We start from the raw sequence: 15817 nt of genomic DNA, 5'->3' as shown, positions 1-15817 counted from the left end.
CAAGGATCGACTAAGCTTGCGCCATGACCAGCGCCGCTTCCCTTTTCGCCCGCATGAAGGCGGGCAACGACACCCGTCGCCTGTCCTTCGGTCTGTCCGAACGTCGCGCCGCGCTGGACCGTCTGGCCAGTGCCGTCCGGCGGAACGAAGCGGCCCTGATCGCGGCACTCCAGGCTGATCTTGGCCGACCCGAGGCCGAGGCGATCCTGTCCGATTACCTGCCGGTGCTTCAGGACATCGCCCACGTCCGCCGCCACCTGCGCCGCTGGATGCGTCCGCGCCGGGTCTGGCCCGCACTTGCCAGCTTCGGTGCCTCGGGCCGGATCGAACGCCAGCCGCGCGGCACCTGCCTGATCATCGCGCCGTGGAACTTCCCCTTCCAGCTGGCGATCGGCCCGCTGGTATCCTGCCTCGCGGCGGGAAACGCGGCAATCCTGAAGCCGTCCGAGATGACGCCCGCCACCAGCGCCCTGCTCGCCCGCCTGATCGCCGAGACCTTCTCGCCGGACCTTGTCACCGTGGTAGAGGGCGACAAGAGCGTGGCCGAAGAGCTTCTCGCCCTGCCCTTCGACCACATCTTCTTTACCGGCTCCCCCGCTGTTGGTCGGATCGTCATGGCGGCTGCGGCAAGGACGCTGGCGTCCGTCACGCTGGAACTTGGGGGCAAGTCCCCCGTCATCGTCGGCCCGGACGCCGACCTGAAGCGCGCGGCGGACTGGATCACCTTCGGCAAGTTCGTGAACGCGGGTCAGACCTGCATCGCGCCCGACCACCTTTACGTCCACGCCTCGGTCCGCGAACCCTTCCTTGCCGCGCTGCGCGCGCGCATCTCGCGGGCTTATGGCGAAGGGGAGGCCAGCCCGCATCTGGCCCGGATCGTGACGCCCGACCATGCCCAGCGCCTGACGGCCCTGCTCGCGGACGCCGTGCAGAAAGGCGGGCGGCCCTTGCTTCCCGCAAAACCCGACGGTCAGGCGATGCCACCGCAGCTTGTCACCGACATCACGCCCGACATGCGACTGTCGCAGGAGGAGATCTTTGGTCCGATCCTGCCGATCCTGACCTATACCGACCTCGACAGCGTGCTTTCGGCGATCAATGCCGGGGACAAACCGCTGGCGCTTTACGTCTTCGACCGGGACGGGGCGCGCGTCGACCGGATCATCCGCGCCACCACCTCGGGCGGGGTGGGCGTGAACCTGACCCTTGTCCAGTTCACCCATCCCAACCTGCCGTTCGGCGGCGTCAATACCTCGGGCATCGGGGCCGCGCATGGCGAACATGGGTTCGTCGCCTTCAGCCACGAACGGGCCGTGCTGCGGAACCGGTTTCTGGTGCTGCCACTGATCTTCCCGCCTTACACCCCCAGCGTCATGCGACTGATCGGTCTGATCAAGCGGATACTTGGATGAGCTTCCACTACGTCATCGTCGGCGCAGGATCGGCGGGCTGCCTGCTGGCAAACCGCCTCTCCTCGGACCCGGCCATCCGCGTCTGCCTGATCGAAGCCGGTCCGCCCGACCGCAATCCGATGATCCACATGCCCTTCGGCCTGGCGGCGCTTGCCCACATGCGCTGGCTGAGCTGGGGGTACGAGACCGACCCGGAGCCGCAGCTGAGGAACCGCCGTCTCTGGTGGCCGCGCGGCCGGGTGCTGGGCGGCTCGTCCTCGATCAACGCGATGATCTACATGCGCGGCCACCCGCAGGACTACCACGACTGGGCCAGGGCAGCAGGGCCGGACTGGGACTGGCCCCAGGTTCGCAGCATCTTCAAGAGCCTTGAGGACAACAGGTCCATCAAGGACGACCATCACGGTCAGGGCGGACCGCTGACCGTAAGCGACCTCACACAGGCAAATCCGCTAAGCCGCGCCTTCGTCGAGGCGGGACACCAACTGAACCACCCGGAAAACCCCGACTTCAACGGTGCCGTCCAGGACGGCATCGGGCTCTTCCAGGTCACCCAGCGCGACGGGCGGCGCTGGAACGCCGCAAGCGCCTTTCTGGCTCCGGTGCGCCACCGTCCCAATCTGACCGTCCTGACCAAAGAGCAGGTCCTGCGCGTGATCTTCCAGGGCCGCCGCGCCAAAGCCGTGCAACTGCGCGACCGGACTATCGAGGTGCTGGACGGTGGCGAGGTCATCCTGTCGGGCGGGGCCATCAACTCGCCGCAACTGCTGATGCTGTCGGGCATCGGCCCCGGCGCGCATCTGCGGCACATGGGTCTGCCGGTCCTTCAGGACGCGCCCGAGGTCGGGGCCAACCTGGCCGATCATCTGGACATCACGGTGCAGGCCGCGCTGGCCGACCGCACGGCCATCGGCATCGCACCCTCGTTCCTGCCACGGGCCGTCCGCGCCGCCTGGGCCTACCTCCGCCGCGGTCAGGGAGAGTTCACCTCGAACGTGGCCGAAGCCGGGGGATTTGTCCGCTCGGACTCCAGCCGAGACCGGCCAAACCTGCAATTCCACTTCATCCCCGCCTTTCTTCATGACCACGGGCGGAGTTTGTCCTGGGGATACGGGCTGACGCTGCATGTCTGCGACCTCATGCCGAAAAGCCGGGGGTCGATCAGCCTGGCCTCGCCGGACCCGATGGCGGCCGCCCGGATTTCGCCGAACTACCTGTCCCACCCGGACGACCTGCCGGTGCTGCTGGACGGCCTGAAGATCGCCCGCGCGATCACCAGAGCACCCGCCCTCGCCCGACACATCGCCCGGGAAACGCTTCCCGGCCCCGCGGTGACCACCGATGCCCAACTGGAAGCTGACATCCGCGCCCGGGCCGAGACGATCTATCACCCGGTCGGCACCTGTCGGATGGGTCTCGATCCCGCGTCGGTCACCGACCCGCAGGGCCGGGTCAGGGGCGTGGAGGGTCTGCGCGTCGTCGATGCCTCGCTCATGCCGCAGCTCGTGGCGGGCAACACCAACGCCCCCACCATGATGATCGCGGAAAACATCGCCCGGATGATGCTTGGGCGTGCCTGAGACATCCCGCTGTCACACAGCTTTTACAATTCTGCAATCTAAGCGTCACCCGACGGGACTAGAGCCGGGTCAGCCCAGAAGGGCCGCCAAAAGACGCTGCACGATATCAGGAGTGCTACGATGAAATCCTTCCCCCTCACCGTTTCGGTGCTGGCCTTCGCCGCCGCGATGCCCGCCGCTGCCCGCGACCAGATCCAGGTCACCGGCTCGTCCACCGTGCTGCCCTACGCCACCATCGTCGCCGAGGCCTTCGGCGAGAACTTCGACTTCCCGACCCCGGTCGTGGAAGGCGGCGGCTCGGGTGCGGGCCGCAAGAAGCTTTGCGAAGGCGTTGGCGAGAACACCGTCGACATCGCAAACTCGTCCAGCCGCATTTCGCAGTCCGACATCGACCTGTGCAAGACCAACGGCGTCGAAGAGATCATGGAAGTCCGCTTCGGCTATGATGGCATCGTCTTCGCCTCGGCCGTCGAAGGTCCGGCCTTTGCCCTGACCCCGGCCGACGTCTACAACGCCTTGGCCGCCAAGACCGTCAAGGACGGTGCCCTTGCCGACAACGCCGCCGCCCAATGGGCCGAAGTGAACCCGGCCCTGCCCGCCCAGGACATCCTGGCCTTCGTTCCCGGCACCAAACACGGCACCCGCGAAGTGTTCGACACCAAGGTGATCATTGCCGGCTGCAAGGAAACCGGCGCGCATGACCTGTTCCTGGCCACCGCTGAAGGCGCGGACGACAAGGAAAAGGCCGGCAACGCGGACAAGGCCTGCATGGAGCTGCGCACCGATGGCAAGTCGGTCGACATCGACGGCGACTACACCGAGACGCTGTCGCGCCTCGAAGCCGACAAGAACGCCGTCGGCGTGTTCGGCCTGTCGTTCTACCAGAACAACACCGACAAGCTGCAAGTGGCGACCATGTCCGGCATCGTCCCTTCGACCGAATCGATCTCCTCGGGCGAATACCCGGTGTCCCGCCCGCTCTACTTCTACGTCAAGAAGGCGCATATCGGCGTCATCCCCGGCCTTAAGGAATACATCGAGTTCTTCGTCAGCGATGACATGGCCGGTCCTGATGGCCCGCTGGCGGAATACGGCCTCGTGTCCGACCCGGAACTGGCCGCGACGCAAGAGGCGCTCGCCGCCGAGACCCCGATGGGTCCGCTGGAATAAACTGATCGGGCGGGGCCTTCGGGCCCCGCCTTTCCCTTTCCCGAACGCTTCCGGAAGCCCCGCATGTCCGTCCTGATGCTTCTTGCCGCCGTCGCCGTGCTGGCCATCGCCGCCTTCTTCCTGGGCCGGCAACGCTCCTTGGCCTCGGTCCGGGGCAATCCGCGGCTTCTGCACTCCCTGCCCGGCTACTACGGTTGGTATGCCGCCCTGTCGGTGCTCATCCCCGCCCTTGCCGCCCTGGTCGTCTGGCTGATCGTGCAGCCGATGGTGATCGAGGCCCGCATTTCCTCTGGTCTTCCCGCTGCGCTGGTCGCGGACGCGACCACGGCCGAGCTGACCCTGGCCGACATCCGGCGCGTCGCGGGCGGTCTTGACGCCGCAATCGCCAGCGGAGCGGTAAGCGAGAGCGAGGTGCAGGCCCTTGGCACCGGCTCGACCGATGTGCGCGCCCTCCTCGCCGCCTCCGGCGTGGCTCTGGCCGCCGAGGTTTCCCCCGAAGTTCTGACCGCCGCGCAGGACTACCGCGCGCAGTCGCACTGGGGGGCCGCGGGCCGCACGGTCCTCGTGCTGGTTCTTGCCATCCTGGGCGTCTTCTGGGGCTTGACGCGAGCCCGGCCCGACTTTCGCGCACGCAACCGGGTAGAACGCGTGATCCTGGCGCTGCTGATCGCCGCCTCGTCCATCGCGATCCTGACCACCGTGGGAATCGTCTGGTCGATGGTGTCGGAAACCTTCGACTTCTTCACGAAATACCCGGCGCAGGACTTCTTCTTCAGCCTGACCTGGTCGCCCAATTTCCGCGGCGGCTCCGACCTGGGCATCATCCCGCTGATCTGGGGCACGCTTTACATCACCCTCATCTCGATGCTGGTCGCCATCCCCATCGGCCTGTTCGCCGCGATCTACCTTGCCGAATACGCCTCGCGCCGGACTCGCGCCTGGGTCAAGCCGCTGATCGAGATCATCGCCGGCATCCCCACCGTGGTCTTCGGCATCTTCGCCCTGGTGACCGTGGGCCCCGCGCTGCGCGACTGGTTCGCCGAACCCTTGGGCCTCGGCAACTCCGGATCGTCCGTAATGACCGCGGGCATCGTGATCGGCATCCTCAACATCCCCTTCATCTCCTCGCTGTCGGACGACATCATCAACGCCGTGCCGCAATCCCTGCGCGACGGCAGCCTGGGACTTGGGGCCACCAAGTCCGAAACCGTGCGCCAGGTGCTCCTGCCCGCAGCCCTTCCCGGCATCGTCGGCGCGATTCTGATGGCCGCGTCGCGTGCCATCGGCGAGACGATGATCGTCGTGATGGGTGCGGGCGCCGCCGCCAAGCTGTCGCTCAACCCGTTCGAGGCGATGACCACGATGACCGTCAAGATCGTCGGCCAGCTGACCGGCGACACCGATTTCGCCGCACCGGAAACGCTTGTCGCCTTCGCGCTTGGCATGACGCTCTTCGTCATCACCCTCGGCCTCAACATCTTCGCCCTCTGGATCGTCCGGAAGTACCGGGAGCAGTACGAATGACCGATATCTCCGCCGCCAACCCGACCAAGCGCCCCCGGCAGTCGATCCTGACCGCCAGCGCCGACATGAAACGGCGCAACGCCGCCGAGGTCCGCTTCCGGCTTTATGGTCTGGCGGCCATCGCCATCTCGCTTCTCACGCTGGCGGTGATGCTTTTCACCATCCTGCGCGACGGCGTGTCGTCCTTCAATCAAGCCACGCTCACCTATCCGGTCGAGCTGTCGGCCCAGACGCTGGACCCGAAGGGCAACCGCAACCCCGAGGAAATGGGCAAGGTCACCACCGTCGGCTACCAGAAGGTGCTGTCCAAGGCGTTCCTGGCGGAACTCGACGCGCGCGGAATCACGCAGGAAGGCGTCTCGGACAAGGAAATCGGCGAGCTGATCTCGAAGGACGCCGCGGGCACCCTGCGCGCCCAGGTTCTTGCGAACCCCGATCTGATCGGAACCACAATCGACGCGACCATCCTTGCCGCGGGACGAGTGGACGGTTTTCTCAAGGGCCGCGTGACCTATGAGACGGCGGAACGGGACAACCAGATCAGCCCGGATCAGCTGCGTCTTGTCGAACAGCTGCGCGACGCGGGCATCGTCCGGTCCTCCTTCAACTGGACCTTCTTCACCAATCCCGACGCCTCCGACCAGCGCCCCGAGGCCGCCGGCCTGGGCGTGGCCCTCCTCGGCTCGGCCTACATGATGCTGATGGTTCTGGTGATGTGCGTTCCTGTCGGCGTCGCCGCCTCGATCTACCTTGAAGAATTTGCGCCAAAGAACCGCTGGACCGACGCGATCGAGGTCAACATTTCGAACCTTGCCGCGGTGCCCTCCATCGTCTTCGGCATCCTCGGCCTTGCCGTCTTCATCAACTTCGCGGGCCTGCCGCAATCTTCCTCGCTTGTCGGCGCGCTCGTCATCAGCCTGATGACCCTGCCCACCATCATCATCGCAACCCGCTCTGCGATCCGGGCCGTGCCGCCCTCGATCCGCGATGCAGCACTTGGGGTCGGGGCGTCGAAGATGCAGACCGTCTTCCACCACGTCCTGCCCTTGGCGATGCCCGGCATCCTGACCGGCACCATTCTGGGGCTTGCCTCGGCCCTTGGCGAAACCGCGCCCCTTCTGCTGATCGGCATGGTGGCTTTCGTCGACAACTACCCCTCTGCCCCGCCGGAGGGCTTCCTCGATCCCGCGACTGCCCTGCCCGTCCAGGTCTACTCCTGGGCCAGCCGCGCCGACCCGGCCTTCATCGAACGCTCGAACGGCGCGATCATCGTGCTTCTGGTCTTCCTCGTCGTGATGAACGTCGCCGCCATCCTCCTGCGCCGAAAGTTCGAACGCCGCTGGTAGGCGCTACAGCAAGGGCAGCATCAGCGCGAAAAGTTCAGCTTGCGAGGAGATCGCGCAACGCGCGTAAAGCTGCTTGCGGAAGACCTTCACCGTTTGCGGCGAGAGCCCCAGCTTCAGCCCGATCGACAGCGTCGAATGCCCCTTCAGGATCAGCACCGCCACCTGAGCCTGCCGGGGCGACAACCCGATCCCCAGGCGCTGCTCGGCCGCGGCCGCAAGCCGGGCCGGGGTATCCTCGACCAGCGGCGCTGCCAGTTTCGGCACCGGCCAATGCGCCCGCGCAAGTTCCGCGACAACCGGCGCGATCCGGCGGCAGGCCGCAATCTCGGCGGGCGAGAAGACCTTCCCCGATTGACCATCCCGGCCCAGAAACAGGTTCAGTGAAAGCCCCGCGCCCAGCCAGACAGTGAACGCCACCTCGTCGATGATCGTCGTCTGCCCGAAGTATTCGACATAAAAGCGGCTCCGCTGGAACGCGTCCGGCGCAATGTCGCGCAGCCGGTAAAGCCCCTCATCGGCGCGCTGCAGGTGCAGCCCGTAAAAAGGGCTCAGCCGGAACGCGCCCGCCATGTAGGTGCTTTGCAGCCGCGCAAAGACCCGCTCGTTCCCCGCCCGACGGCACAGCTCCAGCGCCGGCCCGCCATCGCTGTAGCCCAGCACCAGCATGTTGTCCGGTCGCGCAAGCGCCAGCAGCATCTGCCAAAGCGCCTCCTCGAACTGGGGCTTGCCTAGGGCTGCGATGACCCTGGCCAGCTGCGGTTCGACCCCCGTCGCGGGTTCCCTCATGCATACCTCACTGGGGGTATATACCCCCGGGACCAGTTAAACTAGCAGTGGGAGGAATTCCAAGGGGTATAGCCGACGCACCGGGCCTCACTCAGGATGGCCAAGCAACGACAGGAGAACCCGATGCGTTTGGCACTCTGGCAGGGCACGTCCCCAGCCTCCGACCTCGAAGCCGCCTGCGCCCAGGCCGAGGCCGCCCTTACCGCCGCCTCGGCACTGGGCGCGCAGGCCCTCGTCCTGCCCGAAGTCTGGCTTCCCGGCTACAACCAGCCCGACATCACTGCGCAGGCGCTTTCTCTCGACAGTGCGCCCATGCAGCGCCTCGCCGCCGCCGCCAAAAGCCACGCGACAGCCCTGGTCATCGGCTATGCCGAACGCGACGGCGACCGCGTCTACAACTCGGCCGCCTGCTTCGGCCCCGACGGCACACTCCTTTGCAACTACCGCAAGGTGCAGCTTTACGGCCCGCGTGAGGCCGCGCTCTACCGCCCGGGTGACAGCCTGCCCACCTTCCGGCTCGGGACCGAAACCGCAGCCATCCTGATCTGTTACGATATCGAGTTCGCACCCCACGTGAAGGCCCTGACCGACCGCGGCGCCACCCTCATCCTGGTGCCCACCGCGAACATGGCCCCCTTCACCTACGTCCCGCGCGCCACGGTCCCCGCAATGGCCGCAAGCCAGGGCGTCACCATCGTCTACGCCAACTACTGCGGGACCGAAGGCGACCTGACCTACGTCGGCCTCTCCACCATCGCCGGTCCCCACGGCGAAGTCCTGGCCCAGGCCGGCGAGACGCCCACCCTCCTGATCGCCGACATCCCCCCGCGTGACCCCGCGCGGTTGTCCACCCAGTCCGCCGACTTCCGAGCCATCTGATGCGCGACCCCCGCCACGACATCCTGTTCACACCCCTGCAGATCGGACCCAAGACCGCCAAGAACCGCTTCTACCAGGTCCCCCACTGCAACGGCGGCGGCTACCGCGACCCCTCCGCCGTGGTCGAGATGCGCCGCACCAAGGCCGAGGGCGGCTGGGGCGTCATCTTCACCGAACAGACCGAGATCCATCCGACCTCCGAAATCACCCCCTTCATCGAACAGCACCTCTGGGACGACCGCGATCTCCCCGCACTGTCCCACATGGCCGAGGCGATGAAGTCCCACGGCGCGCTCGCGGGCGTCCAGCTCGCCTACTCCGGCATCAATGGCCCGAACCTCTACAGCCGCGAAGTGCCCTTGGCCGTCACCGGCGGCCCGATCCTGACCTTCACCTCCGACCCGGTCCAGGCCCGCACGATGGACAAGGAGGATATCCGCAACCTCCGCCGCTGGTTCCGCAACGCCTTCCGCCGCAGCCAGCAAACGGGCTTCGACCTCATCTGCCTGTACGGCGCGCATGGCTTCGGCATCCTGCAGCACTTCCTCAGCCGCGCCACCAACCATCGGACCGACGAATACGGGGGCGACCTCACAAACCGGTCGAGGTTCCTGCGCGAGATCGTTGAAGATGCACGCGAAACCACAAAAGGCGAACTTGCCGTCACCCTGCGGATGAGCTTGCACGAAGCCGGTGCCTACGGCTTTTCCAACGCCGAACTGCGCGACTTCATCGCCATGCACGCAGACCTCCCCGACCTCTGGGACCTGGCCCAAGGCACTTGGGAAGGCTGCTCTGGCACGTCCCGTTTCAAGGACGAAGGCGCGCAGGAAGACCTCGTTCGCGGCATCAAGGAACTTACCCCGAAACCCGTCGTCGGCGTCGGCCGCTTCACTTCGCCCGATGCGATGGTCCGCCAGATCAGGGCGGGGATCCTCGACTTCATCGGCGCCGCGCGTCCCTCGATCGCCGACCCCTTCCTGCCGCTCAAAGTCCAGGAAGGCCGCTATGAAGACATCCGCGAATGCATCGGCTGCAACATCTGCGTCTCTGGTGACATGACCGGCGCCATCAGCCGTTGCACCCAGAACACCGCCTTCATGGAGGAATGGCGCAAGGGCTGGCATCCCGAGCGTGCGCGCGCCAAGGGTCCGTCCGAAAGCGTGTTGATCGTCGGCGCGGGCCCCACCGGCCTGGAGGCCGCCCTGCAAGCTGCCAGACGCGGCTACAAGGTCACACTGGCCGAAGCCACCACCACCCTCGGCGGCCGCGTCGCCCGGGAGCGCACCCTCCCCGGCCTCTCCGCCTGGGGTCGCGTCGCCGACTACCGCACGGGCCAGTTGGCCCCCCTGCCCAACGTCGAGATCTACCGCGACAGCCCGCTCACCCCCGATGATGTCCTGGCGATGGGTGCCGACCACGTCGCCATCGCCACCGGGGCCACCTGGCGCCGCGATGCCGTCGCACGGCTTCACCTCCACCCGATCCCGACCGATGCCGCGATGCCGCTCTACACCCCCGACGACCTGATGGCGGGCCGCTCCCCGGAAGGCCAGACCGTCGCGCTCTACGACGACGACCACTTCTACATGGGTTCAGTCCTGGCCGAGCTTCTCGTCGCGAAGGGGAACAGGGTCCATTTCATTACCCCCGCCGTGAAGGTCGCGGAATGGACGCACAACACCCTGGAACAGGCCACCATCATGCGCCGCCTTCTGGAGATCGGTGTTGAAATCCACCTCAGCAAGGCACCGGAAGCCATTGCGGCCAAAGAGATTGTTCTTGGCTGCATCTGGACCGACCGCCACACCGTTCTGCCGACCGAGGCGCTGGTCCACGTCACCTCCCGCACCCCGAACGACCAGCTCTACCACACGACAAAATCCCTCGACTGGCGGGCCGCCGGCATCAAGTCGATCCAACTTATCGGCGACGCCGCCGCCCCCGGTCCCATCGCCTGGGCCACCTACGCCGGTCGGAACTGGGCCGAAGCCCTCGACCAGCCCGACCAGGGCGACGCCCTCACCTTCCGCCGTGAAATCGCGGCACTGGCCCCGGAAGCAAGCCTCCTGCCATGACCGCGCAGCTTTCACCTGGCACCAAATATCCCCGCCGGAGGCTCGCCGAGGCCTTGCGTGTTCTTCACACGCAGGGCCGAGACAAAAGCCGCGCGCGGAACGCGCTCCATTCGACAACCGCCCGCCACAAGGACCCGACATGACCCACTTCCGCCACCGCAAGTTCAACACGAAAGACACCTACCCGGAACAGAAGCTGGACAACGACCTCGCACAGGCCGTCGTCGCGCGGGGGCGGATCGTGTTTCTGCGCGGCCAATGCCCGCAGGACCTGGATACCGCCCGTGACATCGGCAGCCATGACCCGGTCGAGCAGACCCACAAGGTGATGCAGAACATCCGCCAGCTTCTGGAAGAGGTGGGCGGCAAGATGGAGCATCTCTGCAAGGTCGTGGTCTACCTCACCGACGTGCGCCACCGCGAGGCCGTCTACCGGACGATGGGGGAGTATATCAAAGGCGTGCATCCGGTTTCGACCGGGGTGGTCGTCACGGCGCTGGCCCGTCCCTCCTGGCTGGTCGAGATCGACGGGACCGCCGTGATTCCGGACGACGCGGAATGACCTTCTCGATCGTCGCCCGCTGCGCGAAGACGGGGCAGTTCGGCATGGCCATCTCTTCCTCCTCGCCCGCCGTCGCGGGCCGCTGCGCGCATGTCCGGGCCGCAGTTGGGGCGGTCGCCAGCCAGAACATCACCGATCCGGGCCTTGGCCCCCTCATTCTCGACCAGCTGGAAGCGGGCCTTCCGGCGGATAAGGCTCTTGCGGCCGTCACCCGCGACCGTCCCCATATCGACTACCGTCAGCTTCTGGTGGTCGACCGGGCGGGGCGGACGGCGATCCATTCGGGGCGGCAGGTGCTGGGCATCTGGGGCGAGGCACGGGCGACGGACTGTGCGGCCGGGGGGAACCTGCTGGCCGGGGAACTCGTCCCGATGACGATGGTCGAGGCCTTCACCACTGCAAAGGGCCCCCTCGGCGAACGGCTGATGCTGGCGCTGGAAGCGGGCCTTGAAGCCGGGGGCGAGGCGGGGCCGGTGCACTCGGCCGGGCTGAAGGTCGCGGACCGGCTTGGCTGGCCCCTGGTCGATCTTCGGATCGATTGGGCAGAGGATCCGATCGGGATGCTGAGGCAGGCCTGGGAGGTCTACGCCCCGCAGATGGCGGCCTATGTCCAGCGGGCAGAGGATCCCACCCAGGCACCGAAATACGGGGTGCCGGGGGATGCGTAAGGTTGCCGTGTCCACAGTGGACCAATTTCCATTTCCATTCCTTTTCAACACATTGCCCGTGGCCACCCGGAAAATCCCAACCTCCGGAAAGGGGAATCGCGCATGACCGAAACCATCGACACGCTGGTCATCGGCGGCGGACAGGCGGGCGTCGCCACCTCGGCGCATCTGGCCAAGCACGGCGTTCCGCATCTGGTCCTGGAGCGTGCACGGATCGCCGAGCGCTGGCGGAGCGAGCGCTGGGACAATCTGGTCGCCAACGGCCCGGCCTGGCACGACCGCTTTCCCGAGGCAGAGTTTCAGGACATCGCCCCCGAAGCCTTTGCCGGCAAAGAGGCCGTCGCCGCCTATTTCGAACACTTCGCGACGTCCCGCCATCTGCCGATCCGCACCGGCGTCGAAGTCACCAGCCTGTCGCGTCAGGGTGATGCCTTCCGCGCCACCACGCCCGACGAGGTCATCACCGCCAGACACGTCGTCGTCGCGACGGGGCCGTTCCAGAAGCCGGTGATCCCGACCGTCATCACCGATCCCGCGATCACGCAGATGCACTCCAACGCCTACCGCAACCCCGGCGCATTGCCCGAAGGTGCCGTGCTGGTCGTCGGCGCAGGCTCCTCGGGCGCGCAGATCGCCGAAGAACTGGTGCGGGCAGGCCGCAAGGTCTTTCTCTCGGTCGGCCCGCATGACCGGCCGCCGCGCCGCTACCGGGGCCAGGATTTCGTCTGGTGGCTTGGCAAGCTTGGCAAGTGGGACATGAAGGCCCCGACGCCGGGGACCGAGCATGTCACCATCGCCGTGTCGGGCGCCTATGGCGGGCACACGATGGACTTCCGCCGCCTTGCCGGGTTGGGGGTGACCCTCTTGGGCCGCGCGGGGGCGTACCACGACGGCGTGCTCCATTTCGCCGAAGACCTCGCCACCAACATCGCCAACGGCGACCGCAACTACCTGTCGGTCCTGGACGAGGCGGATGCCTATGCCAGGGCCCACGGGCTGGACCTGCCCGAGGACCCCGAGGCTCGCACCCTGCTGCCCCTGCCGGGTTGCGTGACGGCGCCGCAGCTTGCGCTGGACCTGACCCGCGAGGGCGTCAGCACCGTGATCTGGGCCACCGGTTTCCGGCTGGATTTCGGCTGGATCGACCTGCCCATCTTCCGCGAGGACGGCCGCCCCCGCCACCAGGACGGGGTGACAGAAGTGCCCGGCCTCTATTTCGTGGGCCTCCCCTGGTTATCCTGCCGGGGTTCGGCCTTCATCTGGGGCGCCTGGAAGGACGCAGAACGCTTGGCGGGGCTGATCGCGGCGGACAAGGGCAGCTGACGTCGGCCAAAAGCGTCGCGCGTCCGTCCGCCGTCACCGCGGACGGCAAGCGCAAACGCTCGCAGACCGTCGTCGTGGCGGTCAACACGTTTGACCAAGGCTAGGACGCCTTCAGCACCCCCCGGTCGATCTGGTCCTGTTCGATCGATTCGAACAGCGCCCGGAAGTTGCCTTCGCCAAAGCCTTCGTCGCCCTTGCGCTGGATGAACTCGAAGAAGATCGGGCCGATCACGGTTTTCGAGAATATCTGCAGCAGGATCTTCGTCTCGCCGCCGTCGACCACGCCCTCGCCGTCGATCAGGATGCCGTGCTTTGCAAGCTTCTCGATCGGCTCCTGGTGACCCGCAACCCGGGTCTTCGACAATTCGTAATAGACCATCGGCGGCTTCGGCATGAACTTCAGCCCGGCCGCCGCAATGGCGTCGGTCGCCGCATAGATGTCATCGGTGCCGACGGCGATGTGCTGGATGCCCTCGCCCTTGTAGCGTTTCAGGTACTCGACGATCTGCCCGGTCTCGCCCCTGTCCTCGTTGATCGGGATGCGGATGCGGCCGCAGGGCGAGGTCAGCGCACGGGAATGCAGGCCGGTGAACTTCCCCTCGATGTCGAAGAAGCGGATCTGGTGAAAGTTGAAAAGCCGACCGTAAAAGTCGAACCAGGTGTCCATATTGCCGCGATGGACGTTGTGGGTCAGGTGATCAAGGTAGTGAAAACCCACGCCTTTCGGCTTGGGGGCGGTCAGCCAGTCGAACCCGTCATAAGGGGTGTCGTCGCCATAGCGGTCGGTGAAGTAGATCAACGATCCGCCGATGCCCTTGATGGCGGGAAGGTCCAGAGTTTTCTCTGGCCCGTCAAAAGGTTCCGCGCCATTCCTCACAGCGTGCGCGAAGGCATGTGCCGCATCGGCCACCCGCCACCCCATCGATGGGGCACAGGGGCCGTGCTGGTCCACGAAGTTGCGGGCGTGGCTGCCGGGTTCGTCGTTCAGGATGTAGGTGATGTCGCCCTGCTGCCAAAGCTCGATCGCCTTGGTCTTGTGGCGGGCCGCAAGCTGGTAGCCCATCCGCGCGAAAAGCGCGCGCAACTCGTCCGGGTTCGGGTGGGCGAACTCGACAAACTCGAAACCGTCGGTCCCGGCGGGGTTTTCGGGCGAAATCACGGCGCGCGGGGCGTTGTGCGGAAAGGGACCCATGTGACGTTTCCTTTGGTGAAAGCGGCTTGGGTATAGAATGCCACGCTGGTCCCGCAGATGGCGCGCATCTTTCGGCTTGCTTTCTAGGATTGGTGCGTCATTCCTGTGGTATTCCGTGAAAGCACGCGAGAACCGCGCATGATCGATGAAACCGATTCACGTCTTCTGGCTGCCGTGCAGGCCGATGCGCAGGTCACTGCGCAAGAGCTGGGCCAGCTTCTGCACCTTTCCGCCAGTCAGGCCGCCCGCCGCCGCGCGAAACTGGAGGCAGACGGGCTGATAACCGGCTACCGGGCCCGGCTGTCGCCGCAGAAGCTGGGGCTGACGGTGCAGGCCTTCGTCCAGGTCCAGATGGCCGCCCATTCGCCCGACACGGCGCGCGAGTTCCTGCGGCTGGTCGCCACCCTTCCCGAGGTCGTGGCCTGCTGGACCCTGACCGGAGAGGCGGATTACCTTCTGCGGGTCTGGTGCGCCGATCTGCCGGCGCTGAACGATCTGATACACCACCGGCTTTTGCCGAACCCCGCCGTCGCGCGGGTGCAAAGCCAGATCGTGATGGCGCAGCCAAAGCCCGATGCGGGGTTGCCGGTCTAGGCGCCCGGCAAAGCGCGGCGGATGATGCTGGCCACCATCACGTCGCGGGCCTGGGGATCAAGCGATCCGACGCCGCGCAGCCGGTTCGACGCCAAAAGGTCGGCCAGCCCGTGCGCCAGGGCCCAGACCGCCGCCTCGTCCGCCGTGCTTCGCCCGCCCGCCGCCGCGACCTGATCCACCAGGTGCTGGAACGCCGCCCGGGCCGCCAATCCAAGGTCGGGCACGTCGAAATCCGGACGGTCTGACTGCCACATCAGCCGGAACAGGGTTGGGCGGGCTATCGCGAAGTCCACATAGCCCATGCCCGCCGCCACCAGTTGCGATGCGGGATCGGTCTCTGCCGCCGCCTCCCGCGCGGCTTGCGCGGCCAGGAACTGCCGGAACGCATCGGCGGCCAAGGCGGTCAGCAGTCCCTGCGCATCGCCGAAGTGGTGGGCCGGAGCGGCATGGCTGACCCCTGCCCGCTTTGCCACCGAGCGCAGGGAAAAAGCTTCCATCCCGCGCTCGGCCAGCTCCTCTTCCGCGGCCTGCAGCAATGCCGCACGCAGATCGCCGTGGTGATACGGTCGCGGCACAGTGGTTTGCGACGTCGGGCCGTCGCAGAGCCGAGGGGGCGTTGCACTCATTCCTTACAAATACAGCGCGATCTTGTCACTGTCAAATTCTGCTTGACAGGTTGCGACGGACCCATATCCTTACACTG

The 15817-nt window shown here is 66.5% G+C and carries 14 protein-coding genes; 11 read left to right on the top strand and 3 right to left on the bottom strand.

Annotation, left to right across the window (positions count from 1 at the left end; all coding sequences use genetic code 11):
- The first annotated feature begins 23 nt into the window (after window positions 1-23).
- The 5 genes from Q0C42_RS18375 to pstA all read left to right on the top strand — a co-directional run bounded on the left by Q0C42_RS18375 (window position 24) and on the right by pstA (window position 7032).
- Window positions 24-1412 carry an aldehyde dehydrogenase family protein gene (locus tag Q0C42_RS18375; protein ID WP_295079397.1) on the top strand — a complete coding sequence of 463 codons (1389 nt, stop codon included), beginning with the start codon at window positions 24-26 and terminating at the stop codon, window positions 1410-1412.
- Window positions 1409-2992, top strand: coding sequence for a GMC family oxidoreductase (locus Q0C42_RS18370; protein ID WP_295079394.1), 1584 nt, complete (start codon window positions 1409-1411; stop codon window positions 2990-2992). The genes Q0C42_RS18375 and Q0C42_RS18370 overlap by 4 nt, the downstream gene beginning before the upstream one ends.
- Before the next feature lie 120 nt (window positions 2993-3112).
- Window positions 3113-4162: a substrate-binding domain-containing protein gene (locus tag Q0C42_RS18365; RefSeq protein ID WP_295079391.1), complete on the top strand. Its 1050-nt coding sequence runs from the start codon at window positions 3113-3115 to the stop codon at window positions 4160-4162.
- Window positions 4163-4225: 63 nt separating this feature from the next.
- The gene (gene pstC, locus Q0C42_RS18360; protein WP_295079388.1) at window positions 4226-5686 is read left to right on the top strand and encodes a phosphate ABC transporter permease subunit PstC; all 1461 of its coding nucleotides are present in this window, start codon (window positions 4226-4228) and stop codon (window positions 5684-5686) included.
- Entirely contained in the window at window positions 5683-7032 is a 1350-nt protein-coding gene (gene pstA, locus Q0C42_RS18355; RefSeq protein ID WP_295079385.1) for a phosphate ABC transporter permease PstA, read from the top strand. Before pstC ends, pstA begins: the two co-directional genes overlap by 4 nt.
- 3 nt (window positions 7033-7035) lie before the next feature.
- Here the strand turns inward: pstA and Q0C42_RS18350 are convergent, their stop codons facing one another.
- Window positions 7036-7818: a helix-turn-helix transcriptional regulator gene (locus tag Q0C42_RS18350; RefSeq protein WP_295079382.1), complete on the bottom strand. Its 783-nt coding sequence runs from the start codon at window positions 7816-7818 to the stop codon at window positions 7036-7038.
- A 123-nt stretch (window positions 7819-7941) separates the two neighbouring features.
- Here Q0C42_RS18350 and Q0C42_RS18345 point away from each other — a divergent pair, with 123 nt between their 5' ends.
- From Q0C42_RS18345 to Q0C42_RS18325, 5 genes are all read left to right on the top strand, one after another.
- Complete coding sequence (locus tag Q0C42_RS18345) at window positions 7942-8697, top strand: nitrilase-related carbon-nitrogen hydrolase (protein ID WP_295079379.1); 756 nt, start codon at window positions 7942-7944, stop codon at window positions 8695-8697.
- Window positions 8697-10775, top strand: coding sequence for an FAD-dependent oxidoreductase (locus Q0C42_RS18340; protein WP_295079376.1), 2079 nt, complete (start codon window positions 8697-8699; stop codon window positions 10773-10775). Before Q0C42_RS18345 ends, Q0C42_RS18340 begins: the two co-directional genes overlap by 1 nt.
- 139 nt (window positions 10776-10914) lie before the next feature.
- Window positions 10915-11337 (top strand): RidA family protein, encoded by a 423-nt coding sequence (locus tag Q0C42_RS18335; protein WP_295079373.1) that lies wholly within the window; start codon window positions 10915-10917, stop codon window positions 11335-11337.
- A complete protein-coding gene (locus Q0C42_RS18330) occupies window positions 11334-12005 on the top strand; it encodes a DUF1028 domain-containing protein (RefSeq protein WP_295079371.1) in 672 nt (223 codons plus the stop codon). The genes Q0C42_RS18335 and Q0C42_RS18330 overlap by 4 nt, the downstream gene beginning before the upstream one ends.
- A gap of 102 nt (window positions 12006-12107) precedes the next feature.
- Window positions 12108-13328 carry an NAD(P)/FAD-dependent oxidoreductase gene (locus Q0C42_RS18325; RefSeq protein ID WP_295079368.1) on the top strand — a complete coding sequence of 407 codons (1221 nt, stop codon included), beginning with the start codon at window positions 12108-12110 and terminating at the stop codon, window positions 13326-13328.
- Between the two features lie 100 nt (window positions 13329-13428).
- Here Q0C42_RS18325 and hppD read toward each other — a convergent pair whose 3' ends face one another.
- Window positions 13429-14520, bottom strand: a complete 1092-nt coding sequence (gene hppD / locus Q0C42_RS18320) for a 4-hydroxyphenylpyruvate dioxygenase (RefSeq protein ID WP_295079365.1) — start codon at window positions 14518-14520, stop codon at window positions 13429-13431.
- 138 nt (window positions 14521-14658) lie between these two features.
- On the opposite strand from hppD, the gene Q0C42_RS18315 reads away from it, so the two are divergent.
- On the top strand, window positions 14659-15114 hold the full coding sequence (locus Q0C42_RS18315) for an Lrp/AsnC family transcriptional regulator (protein ID WP_295079362.1): 456 nt from the start codon (window positions 14659-14661) through the stop codon (window positions 15112-15114).
- Here the strand turns inward: Q0C42_RS18315 and Q0C42_RS18310 are convergent.
- Window positions 15111-15740, bottom strand: a complete 630-nt coding sequence (locus tag Q0C42_RS18310; protein ID WP_295079359.1) for a TetR/AcrR family transcriptional regulator — start codon at window positions 15738-15740, stop codon at window positions 15111-15113. The genes Q0C42_RS18315 and Q0C42_RS18310 overlap by 4 nt on opposite strands.
- Window positions 15741-15817 lie beyond the last annotated feature (77 nt).

It is taken from the genome of Tabrizicola sp. (genome assembly GCF_022842145.1).
In the GTDB taxonomy this organism is placed as follows: Bacteria; Pseudomonadota; Alphaproteobacteria; order Rhodobacterales; family Rhodobacteraceae; genus Tabrizicola.
Note: the sequence above shows the minus strand (reverse complement) of the source record. Positions and strands in the feature narration are given on the sequence as shown.

What these genes read in the sequence shown, in the direction of transcription:
- Q0C42_RS18350 (WP_295079382.1), bottom strand. Translation starts at nt 7,818, where the DNA reads ATGAGGGAACCCGCGACGGGGGTCGAACCGCAGCTGGCCAGGGTCATC.
- Q0C42_RS18315 (WP_295079362.1), top strand. Translation starts at nt 14,659, where the DNA reads ATGATCGATGAAACCGATTCACGTCTTCTGGCTGCCGTGCAGGCCGAT.
- Q0C42_RS18365 (WP_295079391.1), top strand. Translation starts at nt 3,113, where the DNA reads ATGAAATCCTTCCCCCTCACCGTTTCGGTGCTGGCCTTCGCCGCCGCG.
- Q0C42_RS18335 (WP_295079373.1), top strand. Translation starts at nt 10,915, where the DNA reads ATGACCCACTTCCGCCACCGCAAGTTCAACACGAAAGACACCTACCCG.
- Q0C42_RS18375 (WP_295079397.1), top strand. Translation starts at nt 24, where the DNA reads ATGACCAGCGCCGCTTCCCTTTTCGCCCGCATGAAGGCGGGCAACGAC.
- Q0C42_RS18345 (WP_295079379.1), top strand. Translation starts at nt 7,942, where the DNA reads ATGCGTTTGGCACTCTGGCAGGGCACGTCCCCAGCCTCCGACCTCGAA.
- pstA (WP_295079385.1), top strand. Translation starts at nt 5,683, where the DNA reads ATGACCGATATCTCCGCCGCCAACCCGACCAAGCGCCCCCGGCAGTCG.
- Q0C42_RS18370 (WP_295079394.1), top strand. Translation starts at nt 1,409, where the DNA reads ATGAGCTTCCACTACGTCATCGTCGGCGCAGGATCGGCGGGCTGCCTG.
- Q0C42_RS18340 (WP_295079376.1), top strand. Translation starts at nt 8,697, where the DNA reads ATGCGCGACCCCCGCCACGACATCCTGTTCACACCCCTGCAGATCGGA.
- hppD (WP_295079365.1), bottom strand. Translation starts at nt 14,520, where the DNA reads ATGGGTCCCTTTCCGCACAACGCCCCGCGCGCCGTGATTTCGCCCGAA.
- Q0C42_RS18325 (WP_295079368.1), top strand. Translation starts at nt 12,108, where the DNA reads ATGACCGAAACCATCGACACGCTGGTCATCGGCGGCGGACAGGCGGGC.
- Q0C42_RS18310 (WP_295079359.1), bottom strand. Translation starts at nt 15,740, where the DNA reads ATGAGTGCAACGCCCCCTCGGCTCTGCGACGGCCCGACGTCGCAAACC.
- Q0C42_RS18330 (WP_295079371.1), top strand. Translation starts at nt 11,334, where the DNA reads ATGACCTTCTCGATCGTCGCCCGCTGCGCGAAGACGGGGCAGTTCGGC.
- pstC (WP_295079388.1), top strand. Translation starts at nt 4,226, where the DNA reads ATGTCCGTCCTGATGCTTCTTGCCGCCGTCGCCGTGCTGGCCATCGCC.